The sequence below is a fragment of the Bradyrhizobium jicamae genome (genome assembly GCF_018130215.1).
Taxonomy (GTDB): domain Bacteria; phylum Pseudomonadota; class Alphaproteobacteria; order Rhizobiales; family Xanthobacteraceae; genus Bradyrhizobium; species Bradyrhizobium jicamae_A.
In genome coordinates this window covers 95,233-115,995 of the sequence record NZ_JAFCKQ010000014.1, presented here as the reverse complement: position 1 = coordinate 115,995, position 20,763 = coordinate 95,233, and the positions used below count along the sequence as shown (strand labels likewise).

The following is a 20,763-nucleotide window of genomic DNA, read 5'->3' as shown; positions in this document are numbered from 1 at the left end:
ATGATCTATTCGGAAAACCGCTACACACTTTTCCGGATCATGCTCTAGACGCTCTTACAACGCCTCGCCCTTCAACAGCCGCGGCACCTCGCCCGACAATCCCGCGGCCTGGCGGATGAACATGCTCTTCAGCGGCGGCGTGCGATCGACCAGACCCAACCCGATGTCGCGCACGGTGCGCAGCAGGGTCGATTCGTTGGAGAACAGGAAATTCAAGGAGTTGGTGGCGAGGCCCATCGCCATCGTGTCGAAGCGGCGCCAGCGCTGATAGCGCTCGAGCACGTCGGCCTGCCCCGGATCCATGCCGAGCCGCGCCGCGTCGACCACGACTTCGGCGAGCGCCGCGACATCCCTCAGGCCCATATTGAGCCCTTGCCCTGCGATCGGATGGATCACATGCGCCGCGTCACCGATCAGCGCCAGTCGTTCGGCGATGAAGGACCGCGCCACGAAATAGCCGAGCGGAAATGCGCGTGGCTTGTCGAGCGCCTTGATCTCGCCGAGATGCAGCCCGAAGCGCTGCTCGAGCTCGGCGTGGAATTCCGCATCATCGAGCGCGACGATGCGCGTGGCATCCTTGCGCGTTTCGGTCCATACCAGCGAGGAGCGATTTCCGGTCAGCGGCAGGATCGCGAACGGGCCGGCGGGCAGGAAATGTTCCTCGGCGCGGCCATGATGCTCGCGCTCATGGCCGACGGTGACGACGATGCCGGATTGATCGTAATCCCAGCCATGGGTGGCGATGCCCGCCCGCTCGCGCAGCCTCGAGCGCGCACCGTCCGCGGCGACCAGCAGGCTCGCATCGATCACGGCGCCATCGGCGAGCGTCACGCTGACGCCGTCGGCGCCCGTATCGAAGCTCGACACCGCGGTCGCGCGCAGCTCGACGCCTTCGGCCTCCGCGCGCGCGGCGAGCGCGTCGATCAGATAGCGGTTCTCGACCATGTGCGCGAAAGGCTCGCCGGGCTCGACATTGCCGGCAAAGGTCAGGAATACCGGACGGGTGGCGTCCTCCAGCCTGGAGTCGGTCACGACCATGTCCGTGATCGGCTGCGCGGTCGGCGCGACCTGGCCCCAGACGCCAAGCGTCTCGAACAGCCGCCGGCAGGCCGCCACGATCGCGGTGGCGCGCGGATCGCGGCTTGGGCGCTGGCCGAGCGCCGGATCGGCCACAATAACGGGAACGTCGGGCCCAAGCCCCTGGCGCAAGGCCACGGCCAGCGCCAGACCGGCAAAAGCGCCCCCGCATATAACCAGACTTCGCTGACCCGGCATGCTCTTCCCTTACGCGCTCGGCGCACTCAGACTGTGCTTGCTACCTGATAATAGCTGGGCGAAACAGGGGCTTGAAACAAGGCCGACCGGTCATTCCGGGGCACGCGGAGCGTGAACCGGGAATGACCGGGATTCCCGGTTCGATGTTGCCGCATCGCCCCGGAATGACGGCCTCAAGCAATCGAAAGCCATTCATGTCCAAAAGCCTGATCGACCTGTTGTCCATCCTCGATCTCGAACAGCTCGAGGTGAATCTGTTCCGCGGGAACAGCCCGAAGACGAGCTGGCAGCGGGTGTTCGGCGGCCAGGTGATCGGGCAGGCCATGGTGGCGGCGTGCCGCACCGTCGAGGGCCGGCTGCCGCATTCGATCCATTGCTACTTCATCCTGCCCGGCGATCCGCAGGTCCCGATCATCTACGAGGTCGAGCGCCTGCGCGACGGCAAGAGCTACACGACCCGCCGCGTCACCGCGATCCAGCACGGCAACGCGATCTTCTCGATCATGGTGTCATTCCACGCCGAGGAAGAGAGCAACTTCAACCATCAGGAGACAATGCCCGACGTGCCGCCGCCGGAGAAGCTGACGGCCGAGGAAGTGTCGAAGCAGCCGATGTTCAAGGAGATGCCGGAGTTCATCCGCCGCTACTACGAATCCGATCGCCCGATCGAGCTGCGCCCGGTCGAGCTCGGCCGCTATTTCGGCCAGAAGATCGACGACGGCCGCATCCATGTCTGGATTCGGACGGCTGCGAAACTGCCCGACGACCCGGCGCTGCATCTGTGCGCACTGGCCTATGCGTCGGATTTCTCGCTGCTCGATGCCGTCATGGCACGCTACGGCCGCACGCTGTTCGACCGGCGGATGATGCCGGCGAGCCTCGACCACGCGATGTGGTTTCACCGCCCGTTCCGCGCCGACGAATGGCTGCTCTACGCGCAGGATTCGCCGAGCGCACAATCCGGCCGCGGCTTGACCCGCGGCCTGATCTTCAAGCCCGACGGCACGCTGGTGGCATCCGTCGCGCAGGAAGGCTCGGTGCGCGAGCGAAAGGTTTAGACACCCGGCTGCGATCCGCGCTCGACCAGCACGGTCTGGGACGCCAGCCATCGCCAGATCCAGCGATAGACCCACGGGATCGGAATGATGAAGGCGGCGCCGATTGCCGCGACGATCACGCGCCACAGGAACTCCAGTCCGCTGCCGTTGAAGATCACCTCATGCCGCGTGCCCTCGATGTTGCGGCAGAACCATCGGGTCGCCGCGGCGTAAACCCACGCCCAACCGATGATCGTGATGAAGGAGATGGTTGCCAGGAGTGCCCAGCCGATCAACGCCCAGGGCGTGCCGACGAAACTCAGTCCGAGCGGCTGCCCGTTTGAGGCGATGTTCGCGATCACCCATTTGAAGAACAGCCAGTACAGCGCGATCTCGGCCAGGAAGATCAGAATATCGAGCACCCGGATGTCGAGCAGCCGTACCGCGATGAAGAGCACGACGGCGCCGAAGAACCAGGGAACGACCGCCATCGCGGTCCCCTCGAAACTGAGGTTCGGCCGCCCGGGCACGCGCACACACGGAATCAGCCATTTGAGATACCAGACCAGCATCCATGGCAGCGGGATGACGAAGGCGCTGGCGATTGCGAACACGATGCTGCGCCAGGTGAACTCCCAAATCCCGAAATCGATCGAGAGCGGTCCGCCGCTATAGCCGCCGGAAGCCACCACCGGCGGCCCACCGGCCTGCGGAAACGCCGGCGGCGGCGCGGCGCCGGGAATGAGGCCCGGGATTTCGGCCGCCTTCTGCCAGCCGGACATGCCCTCGGTCCACACCAGCGTGTCGTGCCGTATCGTCCCACGGGCGATCAGATCCCGCAGCTGAACCTCGGGCAGGGGACCTTTTTGCTGGCCTTCGGATGCATAAAACCAGTTTCGGTTCGACATCTTTGTTTCCTCGAGGCGCGCGTGCACGCTGGGGGCGAAAACGGGCCGGCAGGACCGCCGGCGGGATCGAAAAGCCGCATTCTGACGGAGGGTTTTCGTCCCGTACAGTGACGCGGTTCACCGGCGGCATACGTTTTCCCCTTCAACCTGCAACTTTTTTGTGCCATTTGCCCAGAAAGATGCCAGATTTGACGGACGCAAATGTTGCTCTGCCGGCGGGTTCCGCACCGACCACCTCAAGAAGCCGACCTCCTCGAGAAATGAAGGCCTGACCATGAAGCTCGTCGTCGCGATCATCAAACCGTTCAAGCTGGATGAGGTGCGCCAGGCGCTGACCGCGATCGGCGTCCATGGCATGACGGTGACCGAGGTGAAGGGCTATGGCCGCCAGAAGGGCCACACCGAGATCTATCGCGGCGCCGAATATGTCGTGAACTTCCTGCCCAAGCTCAGGATCGAGATCGCCGTCAATTCCGAGCTCGCCGAAAAGGCCGTCGCCGTCATCACCCAGAACGCGCGCACCGGCCAGATCGGCGACGGCAAGATCTTCGTCACGCCGATCGACCACGCCCTGCGCATCCGCACCGGCGAGACCGATCAGGACGCGCTGTAAGATCCTTCCTATCGCGATCACCGCCGGCAACGACGCCGGTGGGACAAGAAACGATACACACGCCGGGGAACAATGATGGGGGCACGGGCTCTTCGTGCGGCTAAACTCGCTGCGCCGATCAATGCTGCAATGATGTTCGCACTGGGGACGCCCGCGTCAGCGCAGGATTCGACGGCCGGTTCAGCCATCAACCCCGCCGACACCGCCTGGATGATCGTCGCCACCGCGCTGGTGCTGATGATGACGATCCCGGGGCTCGCGCTGTTCTACTCCGGCATGGTGCGCAAGAAGAACGTGCTGGCGACGATGGCGCAGAGCCTCGCCGCGGTCGCGATCGTCTCGATCCTGTGGGTCACCTTCGGCTATTCGCTGAGCTTCGTCGGCGACGGACCGTGGCTCGGCGGGTTCGGCCGCTGGTTCCTCGCCGGCATGACGATGGACAGTGTCAACCCGGCGGCAAAGACGATTCCGGAAGCGCTGTTCATGCTGTACCAGATGACGTTCGCGATCATCACGGTGGCGCTGGTGGCCGGCTCGGTCGCCGACCGCATGCGTTTTTCCGCCTATCTGCTGTTTTCGATCGGCTGGTTCATCTTCGCCTATGTGCCGCTGGCGCACTGGGTGTGGGGCGGCGGCTTCCTCGCCCAGGCGGGCGTGATGGATTTCGCCGGCGGCCTCGTGGTGCACCTCTCCGCAGGCATGAGCGGCCTCGTCGCGGCCAAGGTGATGGGCAGCCGCCACGGCTATGGCAGTGACAACCTGTCGCCGTTCGACCTGTCGCTTGCGGTGATGGGCACAGGCCTGCTCTGGGTCGGCTGGTTCGGCTTCAACGGCGGCTCGGCGCTGGCGGCCAATTCGCGTGCGGTGATGGCGATCATCGCCACCCATCTTGCGGCCTGCGCCGGCGCGCTGACCTGGGGCGCGATCGAATGGGCCAAGCGGCGCAAGCCGTCGGTGCTCGGCATGATCTCGGGCGCGGTCGCCGGGCTCGGCACCATCACGCCGGCCTCCGGCTTCGTCGCGCCATGGCACGGCGTCATCATCGGCGTCATCGCAGGCCTCGTCTGCTACTGGGCCTGCACCTCGCTGAAGCACCGTTTCAAATATGATGACTCGCTCGACGTGTTCGGCGTCCATGGCATCGGTGGCCTGACCGGCACGCTGCTCGCCGGTATCTTCGCGAGCTCTGCAATCGGCGGCACCGCCGGCCTGATCGAGGGCCATCCGCAGCAGCTCCTGATCCAGCTCTACGGCGTCGCCGTCACCTTCGTGTGGTGCGGCGGCGTCACCTTCGTGCTGCTCAAGCTGGTCAGCGCTTTCGTGCCGCTGCGGGTTTCGCTGCAGCAGGAGCTCGAGGGCCTCGACATTTCGCAGCACGGCGAGGCGTTGCAGTAGAGCGCCTTGTGCCGGGCTGTTTCGCGACGACGGCCAACCTTCGCGTCGCTTCGGGCTTGCGCAACACATAAGCACGTGCTTATGTGTCGACATGATCGAAACCGACATCTTCAAGGCGCTGGCCGACCCGACCCGCCGAAAGGTCTTTGAGAAGCTCGCCGGCGGCAGCCTGAACGCCAGCGCCTTGCGCGACGGAATGGAGATCAGCCAGCCGGCGATGTCGCAGCATCTCGCGGTGCTGCGCGGGGCCGGGCTCGTGCGCGAACAGCGACAGGGCCGCTTTGTCAACTACGAGGTCGACCCGGACGGTATCGCCAGCATCGGGACATGGCTTGCGCGCTACCGCGCCTACTGGCCGAAGCGCATCGAAGCGCTCGCCGACCTGCTGAAGGACATGGATCAATGAGCGACGCAATCAAGCCTGATCACGCCGACGCGGCCCTGGTGCTTGAATACGACCTCGATGCACCGCCCGACAAAGTCTGGCGCGCCGTCACCATTCCCGCGCTTCGCGAGCGCTGGCTTCCCGATGCCGACCTCGCCGCAGCCGAGCCCGAATCGTCGGTGCCGGGCGAAGAGGTGCGCTATCGGCTGCGCGATCCCGAGCCACCGTTTCGCGAGAGCCACGTCACCTTCCGGATCGAACCGAACGAGGCCGGCGGCACCCGCTTTCGCATCATTCAGGACGCGCGCGACGAACGACGAAAGCTGCCGCAGGCGGCCAACACCAACGGTCGCGCCCTGATGCGCGCGGCCTGACAATCAGTTTCCTCCCCTGCTGAAACGGAGGTCGCCGATGCGCGACATGATGCAGCTCGTCCCCATGGTCGTTGAGCAATCCAGCCGCGGCGAACGCTCGTTCGACATCTATTCGAGGCTTCTGCGCGAACGCATCATCTTCCTGAACGGCGAAGTCAATGACGCCATGTCCGGGCTCGTCTGCGCGCAGCTGCTGTTCCTCGAGGCCGACAACCCGAACAAGCCGATCAACCTCTACATCAACTCCTATGGCGGCGTGGTCACCAGCGGGCTCGCGATGTACGACACCATGCAGTTCATCAAGGCGCCGGTACATACGCTGTGCATGGGCACCGCGCGCTCCATGGGGTCGTTCCTGCTGATGGCCGGCGAGCCCGGGCACCGCGCCGCCCTTCCCAACGCCAGCCTTCACGTGCATCAGCCGCTCGGCGGCTTCCAGGGCCAGGCGACCGACATCCTGATCCATGCCACCGAAATGCAGGAGACCAAGCGGCGCATCATCCGGCTCTATGCGCAGCATTGCGGACACTCCGAAGCGGACGTGGAGCGCACGCTCGACCGCGATCATTTCATGAGCGCGCAGCAGGCGCGCGAATGGGGCCTGATCGACAGGGTCCTCACGGTGCGCGACGCTGCCCAATAGGTCGGCGTCGTCGCGCCGGGGCACGAGTCCCGACCATTATCTAATTACCTCTTCTTTGCCACTGCTCTGGGCACGATTGTGTCCGGAGTCTGTCGCGCTCGCGTTTTAATCAGACGTGACCATATTTTAGGCGCGCCAGGATGTCGCAGCTGCGAAGGCCTCCCGCAAGGCGGGAAAAGGTCCGGATTCATAATCCATTAGCCGAGGCGGCCGATCTGGCACGGCATTTGATTCTAAGGGTCCCGGCTGTGCCCGCGTTGTGGAAGTTCTCCGCGTGGTGGGTGGATCTCAGTCGCAAATCTCCCGGTGTTCGTTGCGCCGGGCCCAAGCGGGGATAGGACTCATGAAAATTGTTATGGCGATCATCAAGCCATTCAAGCTCGAGGAAGTCCGTGATGCCCTGACCGCCATTGGCGTTCACGGACTCACGGTGACGGAAGTCAAAGGTTACGGCCGTCAGAAAGGCCACACGGAAATCTACCGCGGCGCCGAATATGCCGTGAGCTTCCTGCCGAAGATCAAGATCGAGGTCGCAGTCGGCTCCGATCAGGTCGACAAGACCATCGACGCCATCACCTCAGCCGCCAAGACCGGACAGATCGGTGACGGCAAGATCTTCGTCGTCAGCCTCGAGCATGCGGTGCGCATCCGCACCGGCGAGGCCGATGCCGCGGCCCTCTGATTTCAAACCTTTACGACCTCAGGAGTAAAACAACATGACGTTCAAGCGTCCCTATGGCGCGGGACTGGCGGCCCTCGCAATCGGCGTTCTCGCCGCCACCGCCGCCCACGCCGAGCCAACCGTCAACAAGGGCGACAATGCCTGGATGCTGACATCGACGGTGCTGGTGCTGTTGATGACCATTCCGGGCCTCGCACTGTTCTACGGCGGCCTGGTCCGCTCCAAGAACATGCTCTCGGTGCTGGCGCAGGTGTTCTACACCGTCTGCGTCGTCACCGTGATCTGGGCCCTCTACGGCTACAGCCTCGCCTTCACCGGCGGTTCCGACTTCATCGGCGGCTTCTCCAAGGCCTTCCTGATGGGCGTCACGACCGACTCGAAGGCGGCGACGTTCTCGGTCGATGCCAACATCTCGGAGCTGGTTTATGTCTGCTTCCAGATGACCTTCGCGGCGATCACGCCCGCCCTCATCGTCGGCGCCTTTGCCGAGCGCATGAAGTTCGCGGCGATCGCGCTGTTCATCCCGCTCTGGGTCACCCTGATCTACTTCCCGATCGCGCACATGGTCTGGTACTGGGCCGGTCCGGACGCGATCCAGGACGCCGCCAAGGCTCTTGCAGCTGCGGCTGACGGTGCCGCCAAGACCGCGGCGCAGGCCAAGCTCGATGAAGTCAACGCAGATGCCGGCTGGATCTTCAAGCAGGGCGCGATCGACTTCGCCGGCGGCACGGTGGTGCACATCAACGCGGGCATCGCCGGTCTCGTCGGCGCGCTGCTGATCGGCAAACGCACCGGCTACGGCAAGGAGCTGATGGCTCCGCACTCGCTGACCATGACCATGATCGGCGCCTCGCTGCTCTGGGTCGGCTGGTTCGGCTTCAACGCCGGTTCCAACCTCGAAGCCAATGGCGGCGCTGCGCTCGCCATGACCAACTCCTTCGTGGCGACGGCCGCGGCGGCGCTGGCCTGGATGTTCGCGGAATGGATCGTCAAGGGTCATCCCTCGCTGCTCGGCGCGCTGTCCGGCGCGGTCGCGGGCCTCGTCGCGGTGACCCCGGCGGCCGGCTACTCCGGTCCGATGGGCGCAATCGTGCTCGGCCTCGTGGTCGGCGTGGTCTGCCTGTTCTTCTGCACCGTCGTGAAGAACGCGCTCGGCTATGACGACTCGCTCGATGTGTTCGGCGTCCACTGCGTCGGCGGCATCATCGGCGCGCTCGGCACCGGCATCCTGGTCAACCCGGCGCTCGGTGGTGCCGGCATCATCGACTACACCGCGATCCCGCCGAAGGTCGCCGACTACGACTTCGCCGCACAGATGCTGTCGCAGTGCAAGGCCGTCTGCACCACGCTGGTCGTGTCGGGCATCGGTTCGGCGATCCTCTACAAGGTCGTCGACGTGATCGTCGGCCTGCGCGCCAACGTCGAGACCGAGCGTGAAGGCCTCGACATCACCGAGCACACGGAGCGCGCCTACAACATGTGATCTCTCCCGGGACTCTGGCTCCCTCCGGCGCCAGGTCCAGAACTACGGTTCGGGCACATACCCGGCAATGCCCCGACCGTTGAGGGGCTCCAGCGCAAGTTGGAGCCCCTTTCTTTTTCGCCTTCATGAGAAAATAATGTCGGGAAGGCCTGCCATCGCGGAGCGGCATGCCAAACCAATAAAAGGGAGGACGTCATGAAGCTCGAAGGCGGATGCTATTGCGGCCAGGTTCGCTACCAGGCCGAGGGCGAGCCGATGATGGCGGCGCAATGCCTGTGCCGCGAATGCCAGTACATCAGCGGCGGCGGCCCGAACATGTTCATGGCGATGCCGGTCGCGGGCTTCAAATACACCGCAAGCCAGCCCAAGCAATACACGCGCAAGGACCTCGCACGCGCCGTGACGCGCGAATTCTGCCCGGAATGTGGAACGCATCTGGTGACCAGGTCGCCCGGCCTGCCCGCCGCGATCCTGAAGGTCGGCACCTTCGACGATCCTTCGATATTCACCCCGCAACTGACCATATACACCTGCGACAAGCAGGCCTTCCACCACGTGCTCGAAGGCAAGCCGGCTTTCGAGAAGTTGCCGGGGCGGTAGGTAGAGAGCGAGCGAGCGAGCGAACGAAGCGTGTAGCCCGGATGGAGCGCAGCGCAATCCGGGGGCGCTCCATCATCGGATAGGCCTGTCCCGGATTTCGCTTCGCTTCATCCGGGCTACGGGATCCGGCATGGGGCGCAAGCAACCCCGGAACCACGACGCGTAGCCCGGACGTCCTCGCGGATCGCCACCCCGGGGCCGATGGTTAATCGCGTCTTAACCTCGCCCTATCTATGGTGATTTGATCGGTTTACGGTCGAATCTTCCCATCCCCGACCGCAGTGAAAGTGCTGGCGTTTCAACCATGGCAATGACCGCCTCATCCGGCGCGGCGCTGGGCGCCGGCAACCTCGCATCCGCCGGCCAGGCCGAGCGCTCGCCGTTCCTGCGCACAACCGAGCTGCTGGCTCCCTATCAGCCGGCCAAGCCATTGATTACGCTGTCGTTGGGCGAGCCACAGCACCCCGTGCCCGATTTCGTCGGGCCGGTCCTTGCAGGACATACTGCCGAATTCGGCCGCTATCCGATCGCCAAGGGCATCGAGCCGTTCCGCCGGGCGGTCGCGGCCTGGCTGTCGAGCCGGTTCCAGCTGGCCCGCCCGGTCGATCCGGAGAGCGAGGTCATGGTGCTGAACGGCAGCCGCGAGGGGCTGTTCTTCGCCGCGATCACCGCTGCCCGCTACGTCGCCCCGCGCAAGGGCCGGCCCGCGATCCTGATGCCGAACCCGTTCTATCCGGCCTATGGCGCCGGTGCCCGCGCCGCCGGCTGCGAGCAGATCTATCTGCCGACCACGCTCGCCAACGGCTTCCTGCCCGACCTCGATTCGATCGACGAGGCGACGCTGGCGCGCACGGTCGCGTTCTTCATCGCCTCGCCCGCCAACCCGCAAGGCTCGGTCGCCTCGCGTGAATACTTCACGCGGCTGAAGCAGCTCGCCGACCGCTACGGCTTCATGATCCTCTCGGACGAGTGCTATTCGGAGATCTACACCCGCGAAGCGCCGGGCAGCGCGCTGGAATGCGCCGGGCCCGACTTCACCAACGTGGTCGCGTTCCAGTCGCTGTCGAAGCGCTCCAACCTGCCCGGCATGCGGGTCGGGTTCGCCGCCGGCGACAAGACGTTTCTGGCCGCCTTCCACGAGCTGCGCAATGTCGCCGCGCCACAGGTGCCGGTACCGCTGCAGCACGTCGCGGTCGCCGCCTACAGCGACGAAGCGCATGTCGAGGAGAATCGCAGGCTCTACCGGGTCAAGTTCGATTTCGCCGACCAGATCCTCGGCAACCGCTACGGCTACAAGCGGCCCGCCGGCGGTTTCTGCGTCTGGCTCGACGTCTCCGACCGCGGCGGCGACGAAGCCGCTTCCATCAGGCTCTATCGCGACGCCGGTGTACGGGTGATCCCCGGCAGCTACCTGGCACGCGAGCAGGCCGACGGTTCCAATCCGGGCGCGGGCTATATTCGCCTCGCGCTCGTCTCCGACAGTCAATCAACGGCCGAGGCCATGCACCGGCTGGTCGAAACCCTGGGTTAATCGCCAAGCGCGAAGATTGAGCATGCCAGCGATCGAACGTGTCATTCCCCTGGTCGGCCATCTGCCGCACTCGCTCCGCGAGTCGCTGGCGCGGCGGTTACGCGAGCTCATGGGGCTCGGCCTGATCGCGCTTGCCGGCATCCTCGCCGCCGCGCTGATGACCTGGTCGGTGCAGGATCCCTCGCTGAGCCACGCCACCTCGCGCGCGATCCGCAATGTGCTCGGCTATCCCGGCGCGATCGGCGCCGACCTGTTGATGCAGATCCTCGGTCTCGGCGCCATCATGCTGATCCTGCCGGTCGCAGTGTGGGGCTGGCGGATGCTGACGCACCGCCCCTTCGATCGCGAGGCGCTGCGGCTGGGCTGCTGGATCCTCTGCACCGTGATCGCGGCGGGCTTTGCCAGCTGCTGGCCGCACAACACCGCCTGGCCGCTGCCGACCGGGCTCGGCGGCGTGGTCGGCGATGCGCTGGTGCGCGCGCCGGCCGTCGTGCTTGGGCCGCCCGGCTTCTTCTATCGCTTCGTGCTCGGCATCATCCTGTTTTCGGCGATGACGGTGACTTTCCTGTTCGCCTCCGGCTGGGGCGCCAAGGAAAGCGAGCCGGAGCTGGCGTCCATATCGGACGAGGACGAGCCGTTCGTCGAGGAAACAGACGACGATCGCAGTTCGGTCTCGCTGGGCTGGCTGTTCCATGCGCTGATGAGCGCCAAGGCGCGGCTCGGCTGGCTGTTTGCGACCGCGTATAAGTCGCTGGTGTCGAGCGCGCCGCAGGGCCGCGCTGGGGCCTTCGAGCGCCAGGAGCCGAATATCGGTGGCGGCCGCGCCGCGCCGTCGATCGCGCCCCACGCCGAAGACGATGACGACGCACACGAGCCTGCGGAAGACATCGACGATGATGATGACGAGGAGGAAGAGGAAGCTCCCGTCGCCCGCGCGCCGCGCAAGAAGGCGGAACCGCGCGTCAAGAAGAAGTCCTCCGACAGGTTCGAGCTGCCGTCGGTCTCGGTGCTGACCGCGCCGAAGGCAAGCGATCGTCAGCCGCTGAGCAAGGCGGAGCTGGAGGCCAATTCGCGCGCGCTCGAAGGCGTGCTGCAGGATTTCGGCGTGCGCGGCGAGATCGTCAAGGCCAATCCCGGCCCGGTCGTCACGCTGTACGAGCTCGAGCCCGCCCCCGGCATCAAATCGTCGCGCGTGATCGGACTGTCCGACGACATCGCGCGCTCGATGAGCGCGCTGTCGGCGCGTGTCGCCGTCGTGGCCGGCCGCAATGCGATCGGCATCGAGCTGCCGAACGCGCATCGCGAGAAGGTCTATCTGCGCGAGCTGCTGGTCGCGAAGGAAAGCACCGAGTCGGTGGCCAAGCTGCCGCTCTGCCTCGGCAAGACCATCGGCGGCGACCCCGTCATCATCGATCTCGCGCGCACGCCGCACATGCTGATCGCCGGTACCACCGGCTCCGGCAAATCGGTGGCGATCAACACCATGATCCTCAGCCTGGTCTACCGGCTGCGCCCCGATCAGTGCCGCCTGATCATGGTCGATCCGAAGATGCTCGAACTGTCGGTCTATGACGGCATTCCGCACCTGTTGACGCCCGTCGTCACCGATCCGAAGAAGGCCGTCGTCGCGCTGAAATGGGCCGTGCGCGAGATGGAGGAGCGCTACAAGCGGATGGCCAAGCTCGGCGTGCGCAACATCGACGGCTACAATGCGCGCCTCGTCGAGGCCAAGGGCAAGGGCGAGGAGCTGACGCGCACCGTCCATACCGGCTTCGACAAGGAGACCGGCAAGGCGATCTACGAGGAAGAGAAGCTCGATCTCGAGCCGCTGCCCTACATCGTCATCATCGTCGACGAGATGGCCGACCTGATGATGGTCGCCGGCAAGGACATCGAGGGCGCGGTGCAGCGCCTCGCGCAGATGGCGCGTGCCGCAGGCCTGCACGTGATACTCGCGACGCAGCGTCCCTCGGTCGACGTCATCACCGGCACGATCAAGGCGAACTTCCCGACCCGCATCGCCTTCCAGGTGACGTCGAAGATCGACAGCCGCACCATTCTCGGCGAGATGGGTGCCGAGCAGCTGCTCGGCCAGGGCGACATGCTCTACATGGCTGGCGGCGGCCGTATCAGCCGTGTGCACGGCCCGTTCGCTTCCGACGAGGAAGTCGAGAAGGTGGTGCGCCATTTGAAGACGCAAGGCGCACCGGAATATCTCGAAGCGGTCACCGCGGAAGAGCCGACCGACGAGGACGGCGCGGTGTTCGATGCCACCGGCATGGGCGGAGACGGCGGCGGCGACCTGTTCGCGCAGGCGGTTGCGATCGTCAAGCGCGACCGCAAGGCGTCGACGTCCTACATTCAGCGCCGGCTGCAAATCGGCTATAACCGCGCCGCGTCGCTGATGGAGCGGATGGAACTGGAAGGCATCGTCGGTCCGGCGAATCACGCCGGAAAACGTGAAATCCTGGTCGGAGAAGAAGAAGGTCAGTTCTGATCGGGCCCATCATCACGGAAAAGCCATATCTCCTTCGGAAGAGGCGCGATAAAGTCGGGCGAAGCGGGTCGCGTCGAACAGAGACCAGACACATCTGATGGAAAAGCACCTCATTCACCGCCGCTTGCGCCATGCGCTGGCCCTCCTCGTCGCAGCCGCGATCACCGGCGTTGCACATCCCGCCGCAGCGCAGAACGTGCCGACGCCGAAGCCCGCGCCGAAGGGCCGCGACGGCGGCACGCAGATGAGTGCGCAGGACAAGGGCCCGTCGACCACAGGCGCGACCCAGCCGCCGCCGACACCGGTCATTCCCGATCCGCGCCGCAACGTGCCCGCCAATATCTTTCAGACCTTCGACGCCAACCAGAAGGCGCAGGCCGCCAAGGTGTCGGCCTACCTGTCGTCGTTGCAGTCGCTGGTCGGAAACTTCGTCCAGGTCGGCCCCGACGGCACCAAGACCAAGGGCGATTTCTACATCCAGAAGCCGGGCAAGCTGCGTTTCGAATATGACGATCCGAGCCCGATCGAGGTGATCGCCGACGGCTCGTCGGTCGCGGTGCGCGACCGCAGGCTCGCGACCCAGGACATCTATCCGCTGTCGCAGACGCCGCTGCGCTACCTGTTGTCCGATCGCATCGACCTGATGAAGGACACCAATGTCGTCAGCGTCACCGCCGACGACGTCTTCGTCAGCATCACCATCGAGGAGAAGCAGGCGCTGATCGGCACCAGCCGCTTCCTGCTGATGATCGGCGCCAAGGACGGCAAGCTCAAGCAGTGGACCGTCACCGACCCGCAGGGCTACGACACCACCGTCGCCGTCTACAATCTCGACTCGACGCAGAAGCCAGATCCCAGTCTGTTCAAGATCGACTTCACGACCTATCCCGGCGCCTCGCCGGGCTAGAGCATGATCTTTTCGGAGAAACCGCTACACGCTTTTCCGGATCTCTCTGCGCACTCCGCTCTCCCCATCCAACGGCGCTGTGGACAATCGGAATTCGCCGGTCGCGAACCGTGCTAAGACGCGATCCTCATGCGTTTCTCCGTCACCACCTGGAACATCAACTCGGTGCGCCTGCGCATCGACATCGTCGCCAAATTCCTGAAGAGCGCGCGGCCGGATGTGCTGTGCCTGCAGGAGACCAAATGCATCGACGATGCGTTTCCGCTGAAGCGCTTCAAGCGGCTCGGCTACGAGCATGTCGCCCTGAACGGGCAGAAGGGCTATCACGGCGTCGCCATCGTCTCGCGATTGCCGTTCGAGAGCACCGACATCAGGACGTTCTGCGACAAGATCGATTCGCGGCACATATCCGTTTCGTTCGGCGAGAAGGCGCAGCTGGCAAAGCCGCTGGTGCTGCATAATTTCTACGTGCCGGCCGGCGGCGACATTCCCGATCCCGCGCTTAATCCGAAGTTCGAGCACAAGCTGCAATTCCTCGACGAGATGAAGGCCTGCGAACCGCTGCATCCGCGCGGCGATGATCGCCACATCCTGGTCGGCGACCTCAACGTCGCGCCGCACGAGAACGACGTATGGTCGCACAAGCAGCTCCTGAAGGTGGTCTCGCACACGCCGGTCGAAACCGAGAAGCTGCTCGCCGCGCAAACGCACGGCGAATGGTTCGACATCGCGCGCGAGCGGATTGCGATGTCGGAGAAGGTCTACACCTGGTGGAGCTATCGTGCCGCCGACTGGACCGTCGGCGACCGCGGCCGCAGGCTCGACCACATCTGGGTCTCGCGCGCGCTGAAGGACCAGGTCAGCGATTTCAGGATCACCCGCGACGCCCGCGGCTGGGAGCGCCCGTCGGACCATGTGCCGGTGACGGCGGTGCTGGAGGTGTGAGGCGAACTACGTGCTCAGCTTCGCGCCGGCCATCAGAATATCGCTGGCGAGCTGGCTGGTGCGCATCGCGAGTTCGTCGCGCAGGCGGCGGGCGGCGGCGGGGTCGCTTTCCAGCACGCGTTGGAACAGGCTGCGCGCAATGCGGATGACGGAGGTGCGCTCCATCGCGGTTGCGGTCGACGGCCGCTTCATCGCCACGATCAGCGCCAGCTCGCCGATCAGCGCGCCGGGACCGGCGACGATCTCGGCGCCACCTTCCTCGACCCGGAATGCACCGCGCTGCACGACATAGCCGGCATCGGCGTCGTCGCCGGCCTTGAACAGCAGGTCGCCCTGGTTGAAATCGCGTTGCTCGGAGCCGATCGCCAACATGCGCAACGAGGTATCTCCCAACAGACGCATCGTCGGGACCCGCTCGAGCAGGGCTACATCATCGTCGATCGACATTCAGGCCGGGAACCGGGGTGCGCCTCGATTTCACGAATCGTTGAGCGCGAACGTATCACGGCACCAGCTTGTAGCCACCGGCTTCCGTGACCAGGATTTCCGGATTGGCGGCATCCTTCTCGATTTTCTGCCGCAGACGGTAAATGTGGGTCTCCAGCGTGTGGGTGGTCACGCCGGAATTGTAACCCCAGACCTCCTGCAGCAGGGTCTCCCGCGATACCGGCATCTGGCCCGCGCGGTAGAGGAAGCGGAGGATCGCGGTCTCCTTCTCGGTCAGCCGCACCTTCCGGGCGTTGGCCCCGGTAAGCATCTTGGAGCCGGGCCGGAAGGAATAGGGGCCGACCGAGAACACGGCGTCCTCGCTGGCCTCGTGCTGGCGGAGCTGGGCCCGGATGCGGGCCAGCAGCACCGCGAAGCGGAAAGGCTTGGCCACATAGTCGTTGGCGCCGGATTCGAGTCCGAGAATGGTGTCCGAATCGGTGTCATGGCCGGTCAGCATGATGATCGGCGCCTTGAAACCGCCCTTGCGCAGGGAGCGGACCACCTCGCGGCCGTCGGTATCGGGCAGGCCGACATCCATCAACACCAGATCGGGGGAATTGGCTTTGGCGGCGCTGGCGCCCTTGGCGCCGGTGTCGACTGCGGAGGCTTCGAATTCCTCGTGCAGCGACAACTGCTCGACCAGCGTATCGCGCAGATCGGTATCGTCATCCACGATCAAGATCTTGCGGGCATTGGCCATAGGTACGATCCTTCGGGGGCAGCAGGGGCGGACAGAAGCAGACAGCGCCTATGGCCGCAGTTGGGCTAGATAGGGCTTCAGGTAGGCGATTGTTACCGATTCACAAGGCACTGCAGTCTATCCCAAAATCGGCAGGGGCGAGGTGAATGTCCTGTAATGCCGGGGGATAGAACGGGTCGGCCGCTTAAGGCAAGTCAGGATTGGAGCGATTCTGAAAGGAAGGCAAGCTATTTCAATCACTTATATGATAGAAGCCCGTGATCGCCCGCTCTCCGCCATTTGCGTCCGCCCCGCCGCCGGCAACCCGCGCCGGGGTTGGCTGACGGCCGACGGCTGGACCGTGCCGGTGGCGCTTGGCCGAGGCGGCATCCTCGCCAACAAGCGCGAGGGCGACGGCGGCACACCGCGCGGCACGTTCCATCCCCTGCAGCTGTGGTGGCGCGCCGACCGCCACCGGCGGCCAAAATCCCTGCTGCCGAGCCGGCCGATCCGGCCCGAGGACGCCTGGTGCGAGGATCCGGCCGACCGCCACTACAACCAGCCGATCAGGCTCGGTCCGGGCCAGGGCGGCGACCGCCTGGCCCGCGAAGATCATCTCTACGACTTCATTGTCGAGATCGACCACAACGCCGCGCCCCGGATCGCCGGCCGCGGCAGCGCGGTGTTCCTGCATCTGGCGCGTACGAACTTTTCGCCGACGGCAGGTTGCGTCTCCATGACCAAGGCATCGATGCTGCGCCTGTTGCGACGGATGAGCCCGCGGACCAGGATCATCATCGGATAGGTTTACGTACGGCTGCATCACCGTCATTGCGAGCAATGACGGTGATGCAGGTCCAGGACGCAACAAACGACACAGCCCGGAATTCGCCCATGCTTGACACCAGCCAGATCGCCGCAGCGTCAAAAATCCTCCACGACCACTGGCGAGCCGGCACCAAGCTCCGTGCGCTCGTTGATGCGATCCGGCCGCGCGATCGCGCCGACGGCTACGCCGTGCAGGCCGCACTGGAGAAAACCTCGCGCGAAAAATTGTTCGGCTGGAAGATCGCGGCGACCAGCGAAGCCGGCCAGAAGCACATCAACGTCGCGGGGCCGCTGGCCGGGCGCATCCTCGCCGAGACCGTGATCGCCGACGGTGGCATCGCGTCGATGACCGGCAACGAAATGCGCGTCGGCGAGCCGGAATTCGCCTTCCGCATGGCGCACGACCTGCCGCCGCGATCATCGGCCTATTCGGTGCAGGAGGCGCTCGACGCCGTCGGCACGCTGCATCCGGCCATCGAGATCCCGGACTCGCGCTTCGCCGACTTCACCGCCGCCGGTGAGGCGCAACTGATCGCCGACAATGCCTGCGCGCATCTGTTCGTGCTGGGACCTGCGACCTCGGCCGACTGGCGAACGATGGATCTCGTCGAGGAGCGGCCGACGATCACGCTGCGCGGCGAGCGATACACGGGCCACGGCAGGAACGTGCTGGGCGATCCCCGGGTCGCGCTCGCCTGGTGCGTCAACGAGCTGCGCGGGCTTGGACTGATGTTGCGGGCCGGAGAGGTGATCACAACGGGCACCTGCCACCCACCGCTGCCGATCGCGGCGGGTGATGACTTCGCCGCGGATTTCGGCGTGCTCGGAAAGGTGTCGGTGCGGTTCGCGTAAAGCCGATGACTAAGCGTGCGGTACCGTCCTTGTCCCGAAGATCGCCGAGCCCACGCGCACATGCGTAGCGCCCATCTGGATCGCGGTCGCAAAATCCGCGCTCATCCCCATCGACAGATTCTTCAATCCGTTGCGCGCGGCGATCTTGGCGCAGAGCGCGAAGTGCGGCGCCGGCGCCTGCTCGACCGGCGGGATGCACATCAGCCCGGAAATCTGCAGGCCGTACTTCTCGCGGCACGCGGCGATGAATTCATCGGCGTCCTGCGGCGCGACGCCGGCTTTCTGTGGCTCCTCGCCGGTGTTGATCTGGACGAACAGTTCCGGCTGCTTGCCGCGGGATTTGATTTCCCTGGCCAATGCTTCGCAAATGCTGGGCCGATCGACCGAATGGATCGCATCGAACAGCGCGACCGCTTCCTTGGCCTTGTTCGACTGCAACGGCCCGATCAGGTGCAGCGCGATGCCGGGACGGGATTGCAGCAGCGCCGGCCACTTGCCCTTGGCCTCCTGCACGCGATTTTCGCCGAACACAAGCTGTCCGGCGTCGATGATGGGTGAAATGGCGCCGGCGTCGAAGGTCTTCGAGACGGCGATCAGCGTCACCGAGGCGCGATCGCGCCGCGCTTCCTTGCAGGCGCGCGCGACCTCCTCCTGGACGGCGGCGAGCCCGCTTGGTGAATGGGCTGATAATGGCGTGGTCGAGCTTTGCATCATGCTTGTGCCGATTTCTGACAGATAGTGATGTTGGGTCGAATTTTACCAAATTCGGGAAAGGCTTCTTGAAGCCTGCATTCTACCTTGGCGCACGGGCAAGGGAAAAAATGTCTGGCGTCACTTTCAACCGCAACCGGGTCAGACTCAAGACGGTTCTGGGCATACGTGCCCGGCTGACCCTGCTTGCATTGCTGCTGGTCGTCCCCCTGATGCTCGACCGCGTCCGCATGCTCGAGGATTTCAGGGCCAAGCAGATCGCACAGGCCGCCGAGAGTTACGCCAATCTGACCAGCCACGCCGCCGAAACCCAGCGCGAGGTGGTGTCGTCGGTCGAGACCATGCTGAAATCGGCCGCCTATATCCGCGCCTCCGGCGGCATCGCCCGGAGCTGCGAGGTGCTGCGCGCCAGCCTGCCGACCAATTTGCCGTGGATCCTCAGCATCATGTTCGTCTCCAGGGACGGTCTCGTGCAGTGCTCGACCCTCAACGTCCAGGTCGGCCTCAATCTCGGCGATCGCGACTATTTCAAGAAGGCGCAGGACACCCGCAGCTTCGTGTTCAGCGACTATCTGTTCGGCAAGACCAACGGGCGGCCGATGATGATGGCTGCCTATCCCGTGGCCGCGATCAACCCGGAAGAGGACGCGGTCGTCGTCGCCGGCATCAACATCGACTGGCTGTCGCAGATCATGGCCAATCTCGGCGGCCAGCCGGGCATGACGGCCGTGCTGGTCGACTCGACCGGCGTCGTGATCGCCGCGCCGGCGGATCATGCGAACCTGATCGGCCGCTCGCTCGACACCATCCCGCTGATGTCGGCGATCGCGGAGAAGGCGCTGAGCTATGATGCGCCGTCGGGCTCGGTCTCGTTCACGGCATCCGATGGGTCCGATCGCACGCTGAGCTTCGCCAAGATCTCCGGAACGGAGTCGCGGCTGATCGTCAGCATGGATGAAGCCAAGGTGACGGAGGCGATCCGTCAGCAGATCCGCACCGCCTATCTTCAGCTCGGCTTCGTCTGCCTCTTCGTTTTGCTGGGTGCGCTCGTCGGCGCGGAGAAGCTGATCATCAATCCGATCGAGCTGATGACCGGAATGGCCCGACGCTTCGGCGAGGGTGACTGGTCGGCGCGCGTCGCCAAGCGCAAGCTGCCGTCCGAGTTCGTTCCGCTGGCGCGCGCCTTCAACGCAATGGCCGCGCAGCTCAGCCAGCGCGAGCGCGAGCTGCTGGCTTCCAATGATCGCCTCACCGTGATGGCCTCGATCGACGTGCTGTCCGGCCTCGCCAACCGCCGCGGCTTCCAGAGCCGGCTCGACTTCGAATGGATGAAGGCGCAGCAATTAGACTGCGCGCTGTCCCTGCTGATGATCGATGTCGATCACTTCAAGCTCTACAACGACACCTACGGCCATCCCGAGGGCGACGCCTGCCTGACCCGTCTCGGCGAAACGCTGTCCGCCATCGCCGCCGACACGATGGGCTTTGCCGGCCGCTATGGCGGCGAGGAATTCTGCCTGATGCTGCCCAACACCGACGCCGCGCATGCGCTTGCGATCGGCGAGACGGTGCGCACCGCGGTCCTCGGCCTCGGCCTGCCGCATGCGACCTCGAGCCACGGCATCGTCACGGTCAGCGTCGGCGTCGCGACCACGAAGCCGAACGACGTCCAGCGCCCCGGCGACCTGATCGAAGCGGCCGATGCCGCCCTCTATGCCGCCAAGCGTATTGGCCGGAATGCGGTGGTCGAGCATGGCGCCGTCAAGGTCGCAGGTGAAGCCGGGATGGCGCTTGCGAGCTGAAGCCCGATCCACGGGGCGTGGAGCCGTTGGCGCACAACCCTGACCTGATAGACGAAAGTTCAACGAATGCAGCGCCACTGGCGGCGCGCTCGGCAGGATCGTCCAGCGTCCGGCCAATTTGAACTTC

Annotated in this window: 21 protein-coding genes; 16 read left to right on the top strand and 5 right to left on the bottom strand. The window is 65.0% G+C overall.

The genetic code is table 11. From position 1 onward, the window contains the following. Positions 1-54: 54 nt before the first annotated feature. Positions 55-1,275: a ubiquinone biosynthesis hydroxylase gene (locus JQ586_RS17735; RefSeq protein WP_212395887.1), complete on the bottom strand. Its 1,221-nt coding sequence runs from the start codon at positions 1,273-1,275 to the stop codon at positions 55-57. Between the two features lie 194 nt (positions 1,276-1,469). On the opposite strand from JQ586_RS17735, the gene tesB reads away from it, so the two are divergent. Then, the gene (gene tesB, locus JQ586_RS17730; protein WP_212395886.1) at positions 1,470-2,333 is read left to right on the top strand and encodes an acyl-CoA thioesterase II; all 864 of its coding nucleotides are present in this window, start codon (positions 1,470-1,472) and stop codon (positions 2,331-2,333) included. Here the strand turns inward: tesB and JQ586_RS17725 are convergent. Beyond that, positions 2,330-3,220 (bottom strand): GYF domain-containing protein, encoded by an 891-nt coding sequence (locus JQ586_RS17725; protein ID WP_212395885.1) that lies wholly within the window; start codon positions 3,218-3,220, stop codon positions 2,330-2,332. The genes tesB and JQ586_RS17725 overlap by 4 nt on opposite strands. 274 nt (positions 3,221-3,494) lie before the next feature. Here JQ586_RS17725 and JQ586_RS17720 point away from each other — a divergent pair, with 274 nt between their 5' ends. From JQ586_RS17720 to JQ586_RS17665, 12 genes are all read left to right on the top strand, one after another. Further along, positions 3,495-3,833, top strand: a complete 339-nt coding sequence (locus JQ586_RS17720; RefSeq protein WP_212395884.1) for a P-II family nitrogen regulator — start codon at positions 3,495-3,497, stop codon at positions 3,831-3,833. Positions 3,834-3,908: 75 nt separating this feature from the next. After that, positions 3,909-5,228 carry an ammonium transporter gene (locus JQ586_RS17715; RefSeq protein ID WP_409334509.1) on the top strand — a complete coding sequence of 440 codons (1,320 nt, stop codon included), beginning with the start codon at positions 3,909-3,911 and terminating at the stop codon, positions 5,226-5,228. Positions 5,229-5,319: 91 nt separating this feature from the next. Next, the gene (locus JQ586_RS17710) at positions 5,320-5,634 is read left to right on the top strand and encodes a helix-turn-helix transcriptional regulator (RefSeq protein ID WP_212395883.1); all 315 of its coding nucleotides are present in this window, start codon (positions 5,320-5,322) and stop codon (positions 5,632-5,634) included. Beyond that, positions 5,631-5,987 (top strand): SRPBCC domain-containing protein, encoded by a 357-nt coding sequence (locus tag JQ586_RS17705; RefSeq protein ID WP_212395882.1) that lies wholly within the window; start codon positions 5,631-5,633, stop codon positions 5,985-5,987. The genes JQ586_RS17710 and JQ586_RS17705 overlap by 4 nt, the downstream gene beginning before the upstream one ends. Positions 5,988-6,024: 37 nt before the next feature. After that, entirely contained in the window at positions 6,025-6,630 is a 606-nt protein-coding gene (locus tag JQ586_RS17700) for an ATP-dependent Clp protease proteolytic subunit (RefSeq protein ID WP_212395881.1), read from the top strand. A 343-nt stretch (positions 6,631-6,973) separates the two neighbouring features. After that, the gene (locus tag JQ586_RS17695) at positions 6,974-7,312 is read left to right on the top strand and encodes a P-II family nitrogen regulator (RefSeq protein WP_212395880.1); all 339 of its coding nucleotides are present in this window, start codon (positions 6,974-6,976) and stop codon (positions 7,310-7,312) included. Between the two features lie 34 nt (positions 7,313-7,346). After that, positions 7,347-8,795, top strand: a complete 1,449-nt coding sequence (locus JQ586_RS17690; protein ID WP_212395879.1) for an ammonium transporter — start codon at positions 7,347-7,349, stop codon at positions 8,793-8,795. Between the two features lie 195 nt (positions 8,796-8,990). Then, complete coding sequence (locus JQ586_RS17685; RefSeq protein ID WP_212395878.1) at positions 8,991-9,395, top strand: GFA family protein; 405 nt, start codon at positions 8,991-8,993, stop codon at positions 9,393-9,395. 304 nt (positions 9,396-9,699) lie between these two features. Next, positions 9,700-10,926, top strand: coding sequence for an aminotransferase class I/II-fold pyridoxal phosphate-dependent enzyme (locus tag JQ586_RS17680; RefSeq protein WP_212395877.1), 1,227 nt, complete (start codon positions 9,700-9,702; stop codon positions 10,924-10,926). A gap of 16 nt (positions 10,927-10,942) precedes the next feature. Beyond that, positions 10,943-13,423: a DNA translocase FtsK gene (locus JQ586_RS17675; protein ID WP_212395876.1), complete on the top strand. Its 2,481-nt coding sequence runs from the start codon at positions 10,943-10,945 to the stop codon at positions 13,421-13,423. Between the two features lie 97 nt (positions 13,424-13,520). Then, positions 13,521-14,330: an outer membrane lipoprotein carrier protein LolA gene (locus tag JQ586_RS17670; protein ID WP_212395875.1), complete on the top strand. Its 810-nt coding sequence runs from the start codon at positions 13,521-13,523 to the stop codon at positions 14,328-14,330. Positions 14,331-14,459: 129 nt separating this feature from the next. Further along, on the top strand, positions 14,460-15,275 hold the full coding sequence (locus tag JQ586_RS17665; protein ID WP_212395874.1) for an exodeoxyribonuclease III: 816 nt from the start codon (positions 14,460-14,462) through the stop codon (positions 15,273-15,275). Between the two features lie 6 nt (positions 15,276-15,281). Here the strand turns inward: JQ586_RS17665 and JQ586_RS17660 are convergent, their stop codons facing one another. Together JQ586_RS17660 and JQ586_RS17655 are read right to left on the bottom strand one after the other, a co-directional pair. After that, on the bottom strand, positions 15,282-15,722 hold the full coding sequence (locus tag JQ586_RS17660; protein ID WP_212395873.1) for a cyclic nucleotide-binding domain-containing protein: 441 nt from the start codon (positions 15,720-15,722) through the stop codon (positions 15,282-15,284). A gap of 55 nt (positions 15,723-15,777) precedes the next feature. Beyond that, entirely contained in the window at positions 15,778-16,464 is a 687-nt protein-coding gene (locus JQ586_RS17655; RefSeq protein ID WP_044539278.1) for a response regulator transcription factor, read from the bottom strand. A gap of 244 nt (positions 16,465-16,708) precedes the next feature. Between JQ586_RS17655 and JQ586_RS17650 the strand changes: the two genes are divergently transcribed. Together JQ586_RS17650 and JQ586_RS17645 are read left to right on the top strand one after the other, a co-directional pair. After that, the gene (locus JQ586_RS17650; protein ID WP_212395872.1) at positions 16,709-17,248 is read left to right on the top strand and encodes a L,D-transpeptidase; all 540 of its coding nucleotides are present in this window, start codon (positions 16,709-16,711) and stop codon (positions 17,246-17,248) included. Positions 17,249-17,337: 89 nt separating this feature from the next. Next, positions 17,338-18,123 carry a 2-keto-4-pentenoate hydratase gene (locus tag JQ586_RS17645; RefSeq protein WP_212395871.1) on the top strand — a complete coding sequence of 262 codons (786 nt, stop codon included), beginning with the start codon at positions 17,338-17,340 and terminating at the stop codon, positions 18,121-18,123. A gap of 9 nt (positions 18,124-18,132) precedes the next feature. On the opposite strand, the gene JQ586_RS17640 is transcribed toward JQ586_RS17645, so the two are convergent. After that, entirely contained in the window at positions 18,133-18,837 is a 705-nt protein-coding gene (locus tag JQ586_RS17640; protein ID WP_212395870.1) for a YggS family pyridoxal phosphate-dependent enzyme, read from the bottom strand. A gap of 107 nt (positions 18,838-18,944) precedes the next feature. On the opposite strand from JQ586_RS17640, the gene JQ586_RS17635 reads away from it, so the two are divergent. Next, positions 18,945-20,636, top strand: coding sequence for a diguanylate cyclase domain-containing protein (locus tag JQ586_RS17635; RefSeq protein WP_212395869.1), 1,692 nt, complete (start codon positions 18,945-18,947; stop codon positions 20,634-20,636). Positions 20,637-20,763: the final 127 nt, after the last annotated feature.

Bases quoted from the DNA above. Each gene is read 5' to 3' on its own strand.
- JQ586_RS17680 (WP_212395877.1), top strand. From the start codon at position 9,700: ATGGCAATGACCGCCTCATCCGGCGCGGCGCTGGGCGCCGGCAACCTC.
- JQ586_RS17660 (WP_212395873.1), bottom strand. From the start codon at position 15,722: ATGTCGATCGACGATGATGTAGCCCTGCTCGAGCGGGTCCCGACGATG.
- JQ586_RS17650 (WP_212395872.1), top strand. From the start codon at position 16,709: ATGATAGAAGCCCGTGATCGCCCGCTCTCCGCCATTTGCGTCCGCCCC.
- JQ586_RS17645 (WP_212395871.1), top strand. From the start codon at position 17,338: ATGCTTGACACCAGCCAGATCGCCGCAGCGTCAAAAATCCTCCACGAC.
- tesB (WP_212395886.1), top strand. From the start codon at position 1,470: ATGTCCAAAAGCCTGATCGACCTGTTGTCCATCCTCGATCTCGAACAG.
- JQ586_RS17685 (WP_212395878.1), top strand. From the start codon at position 8,991: ATGAAGCTCGAAGGCGGATGCTATTGCGGCCAGGTTCGCTACCAGGCC.
- JQ586_RS17670 (WP_212395875.1), top strand. From the start codon at position 13,521: ATGGAAAAGCACCTCATTCACCGCCGCTTGCGCCATGCGCTGGCCCTC.
- JQ586_RS17705 (WP_212395882.1), top strand. From the start codon at position 5,631: ATGAGCGACGCAATCAAGCCTGATCACGCCGACGCGGCCCTGGTGCTT.
- JQ586_RS17635 (WP_212395869.1), top strand. From the start codon at position 18,945: ATGTCTGGCGTCACTTTCAACCGCAACCGGGTCAGACTCAAGACGGTT.
- JQ586_RS17720 (WP_212395884.1), top strand. From the start codon at position 3,495: ATGAAGCTCGTCGTCGCGATCATCAAACCGTTCAAGCTGGATGAGGTG.
- JQ586_RS17715 (WP_409334509.1), top strand. From the start codon at position 3,909: ATGGGGGCACGGGCTCTTCGTGCGGCTAAACTCGCTGCGCCGATCAAT.
- JQ586_RS17735 (WP_212395887.1), bottom strand. From the start codon at position 1,275: ATGCCGGGTCAGCGAAGTCTGGTTATATGCGGGGGCGCTTTTGCCGGT.
- JQ586_RS17655 (WP_044539278.1), bottom strand. From the start codon at position 16,464: ATGGCCAATGCCCGCAAGATCTTGATCGTGGATGACGATACCGATCTG.
- JQ586_RS17690 (WP_212395879.1), top strand. From the start codon at position 7,347: ATGACGTTCAAGCGTCCCTATGGCGCGGGACTGGCGGCCCTCGCAATC.
- JQ586_RS17640 (WP_212395870.1), bottom strand. From the start codon at position 18,837: ATGATGCAAAGCTCGACCACGCCATTATCAGCCCATTCACCAAGCGGG.
- JQ586_RS17695 (WP_212395880.1), top strand. From the start codon at position 6,974: ATGAAAATTGTTATGGCGATCATCAAGCCATTCAAGCTCGAGGAAGTC.
- JQ586_RS17700 (WP_212395881.1), top strand. From the start codon at position 6,025: ATGCGCGACATGATGCAGCTCGTCCCCATGGTCGTTGAGCAATCCAGC.
- JQ586_RS17710 (WP_212395883.1), top strand. From the start codon at position 5,320: ATGATCGAAACCGACATCTTCAAGGCGCTGGCCGACCCGACCCGCCGA.
- JQ586_RS17725 (WP_212395885.1), bottom strand. From the start codon at position 3,220: ATGTCGAACCGAAACTGGTTTTATGCATCCGAAGGCCAGCAAAAAGGT.
- JQ586_RS17665 (WP_212395874.1), top strand. From the start codon at position 14,460: ATGCGTTTCTCCGTCACCACCTGGAACATCAACTCGGTGCGCCTGCGC.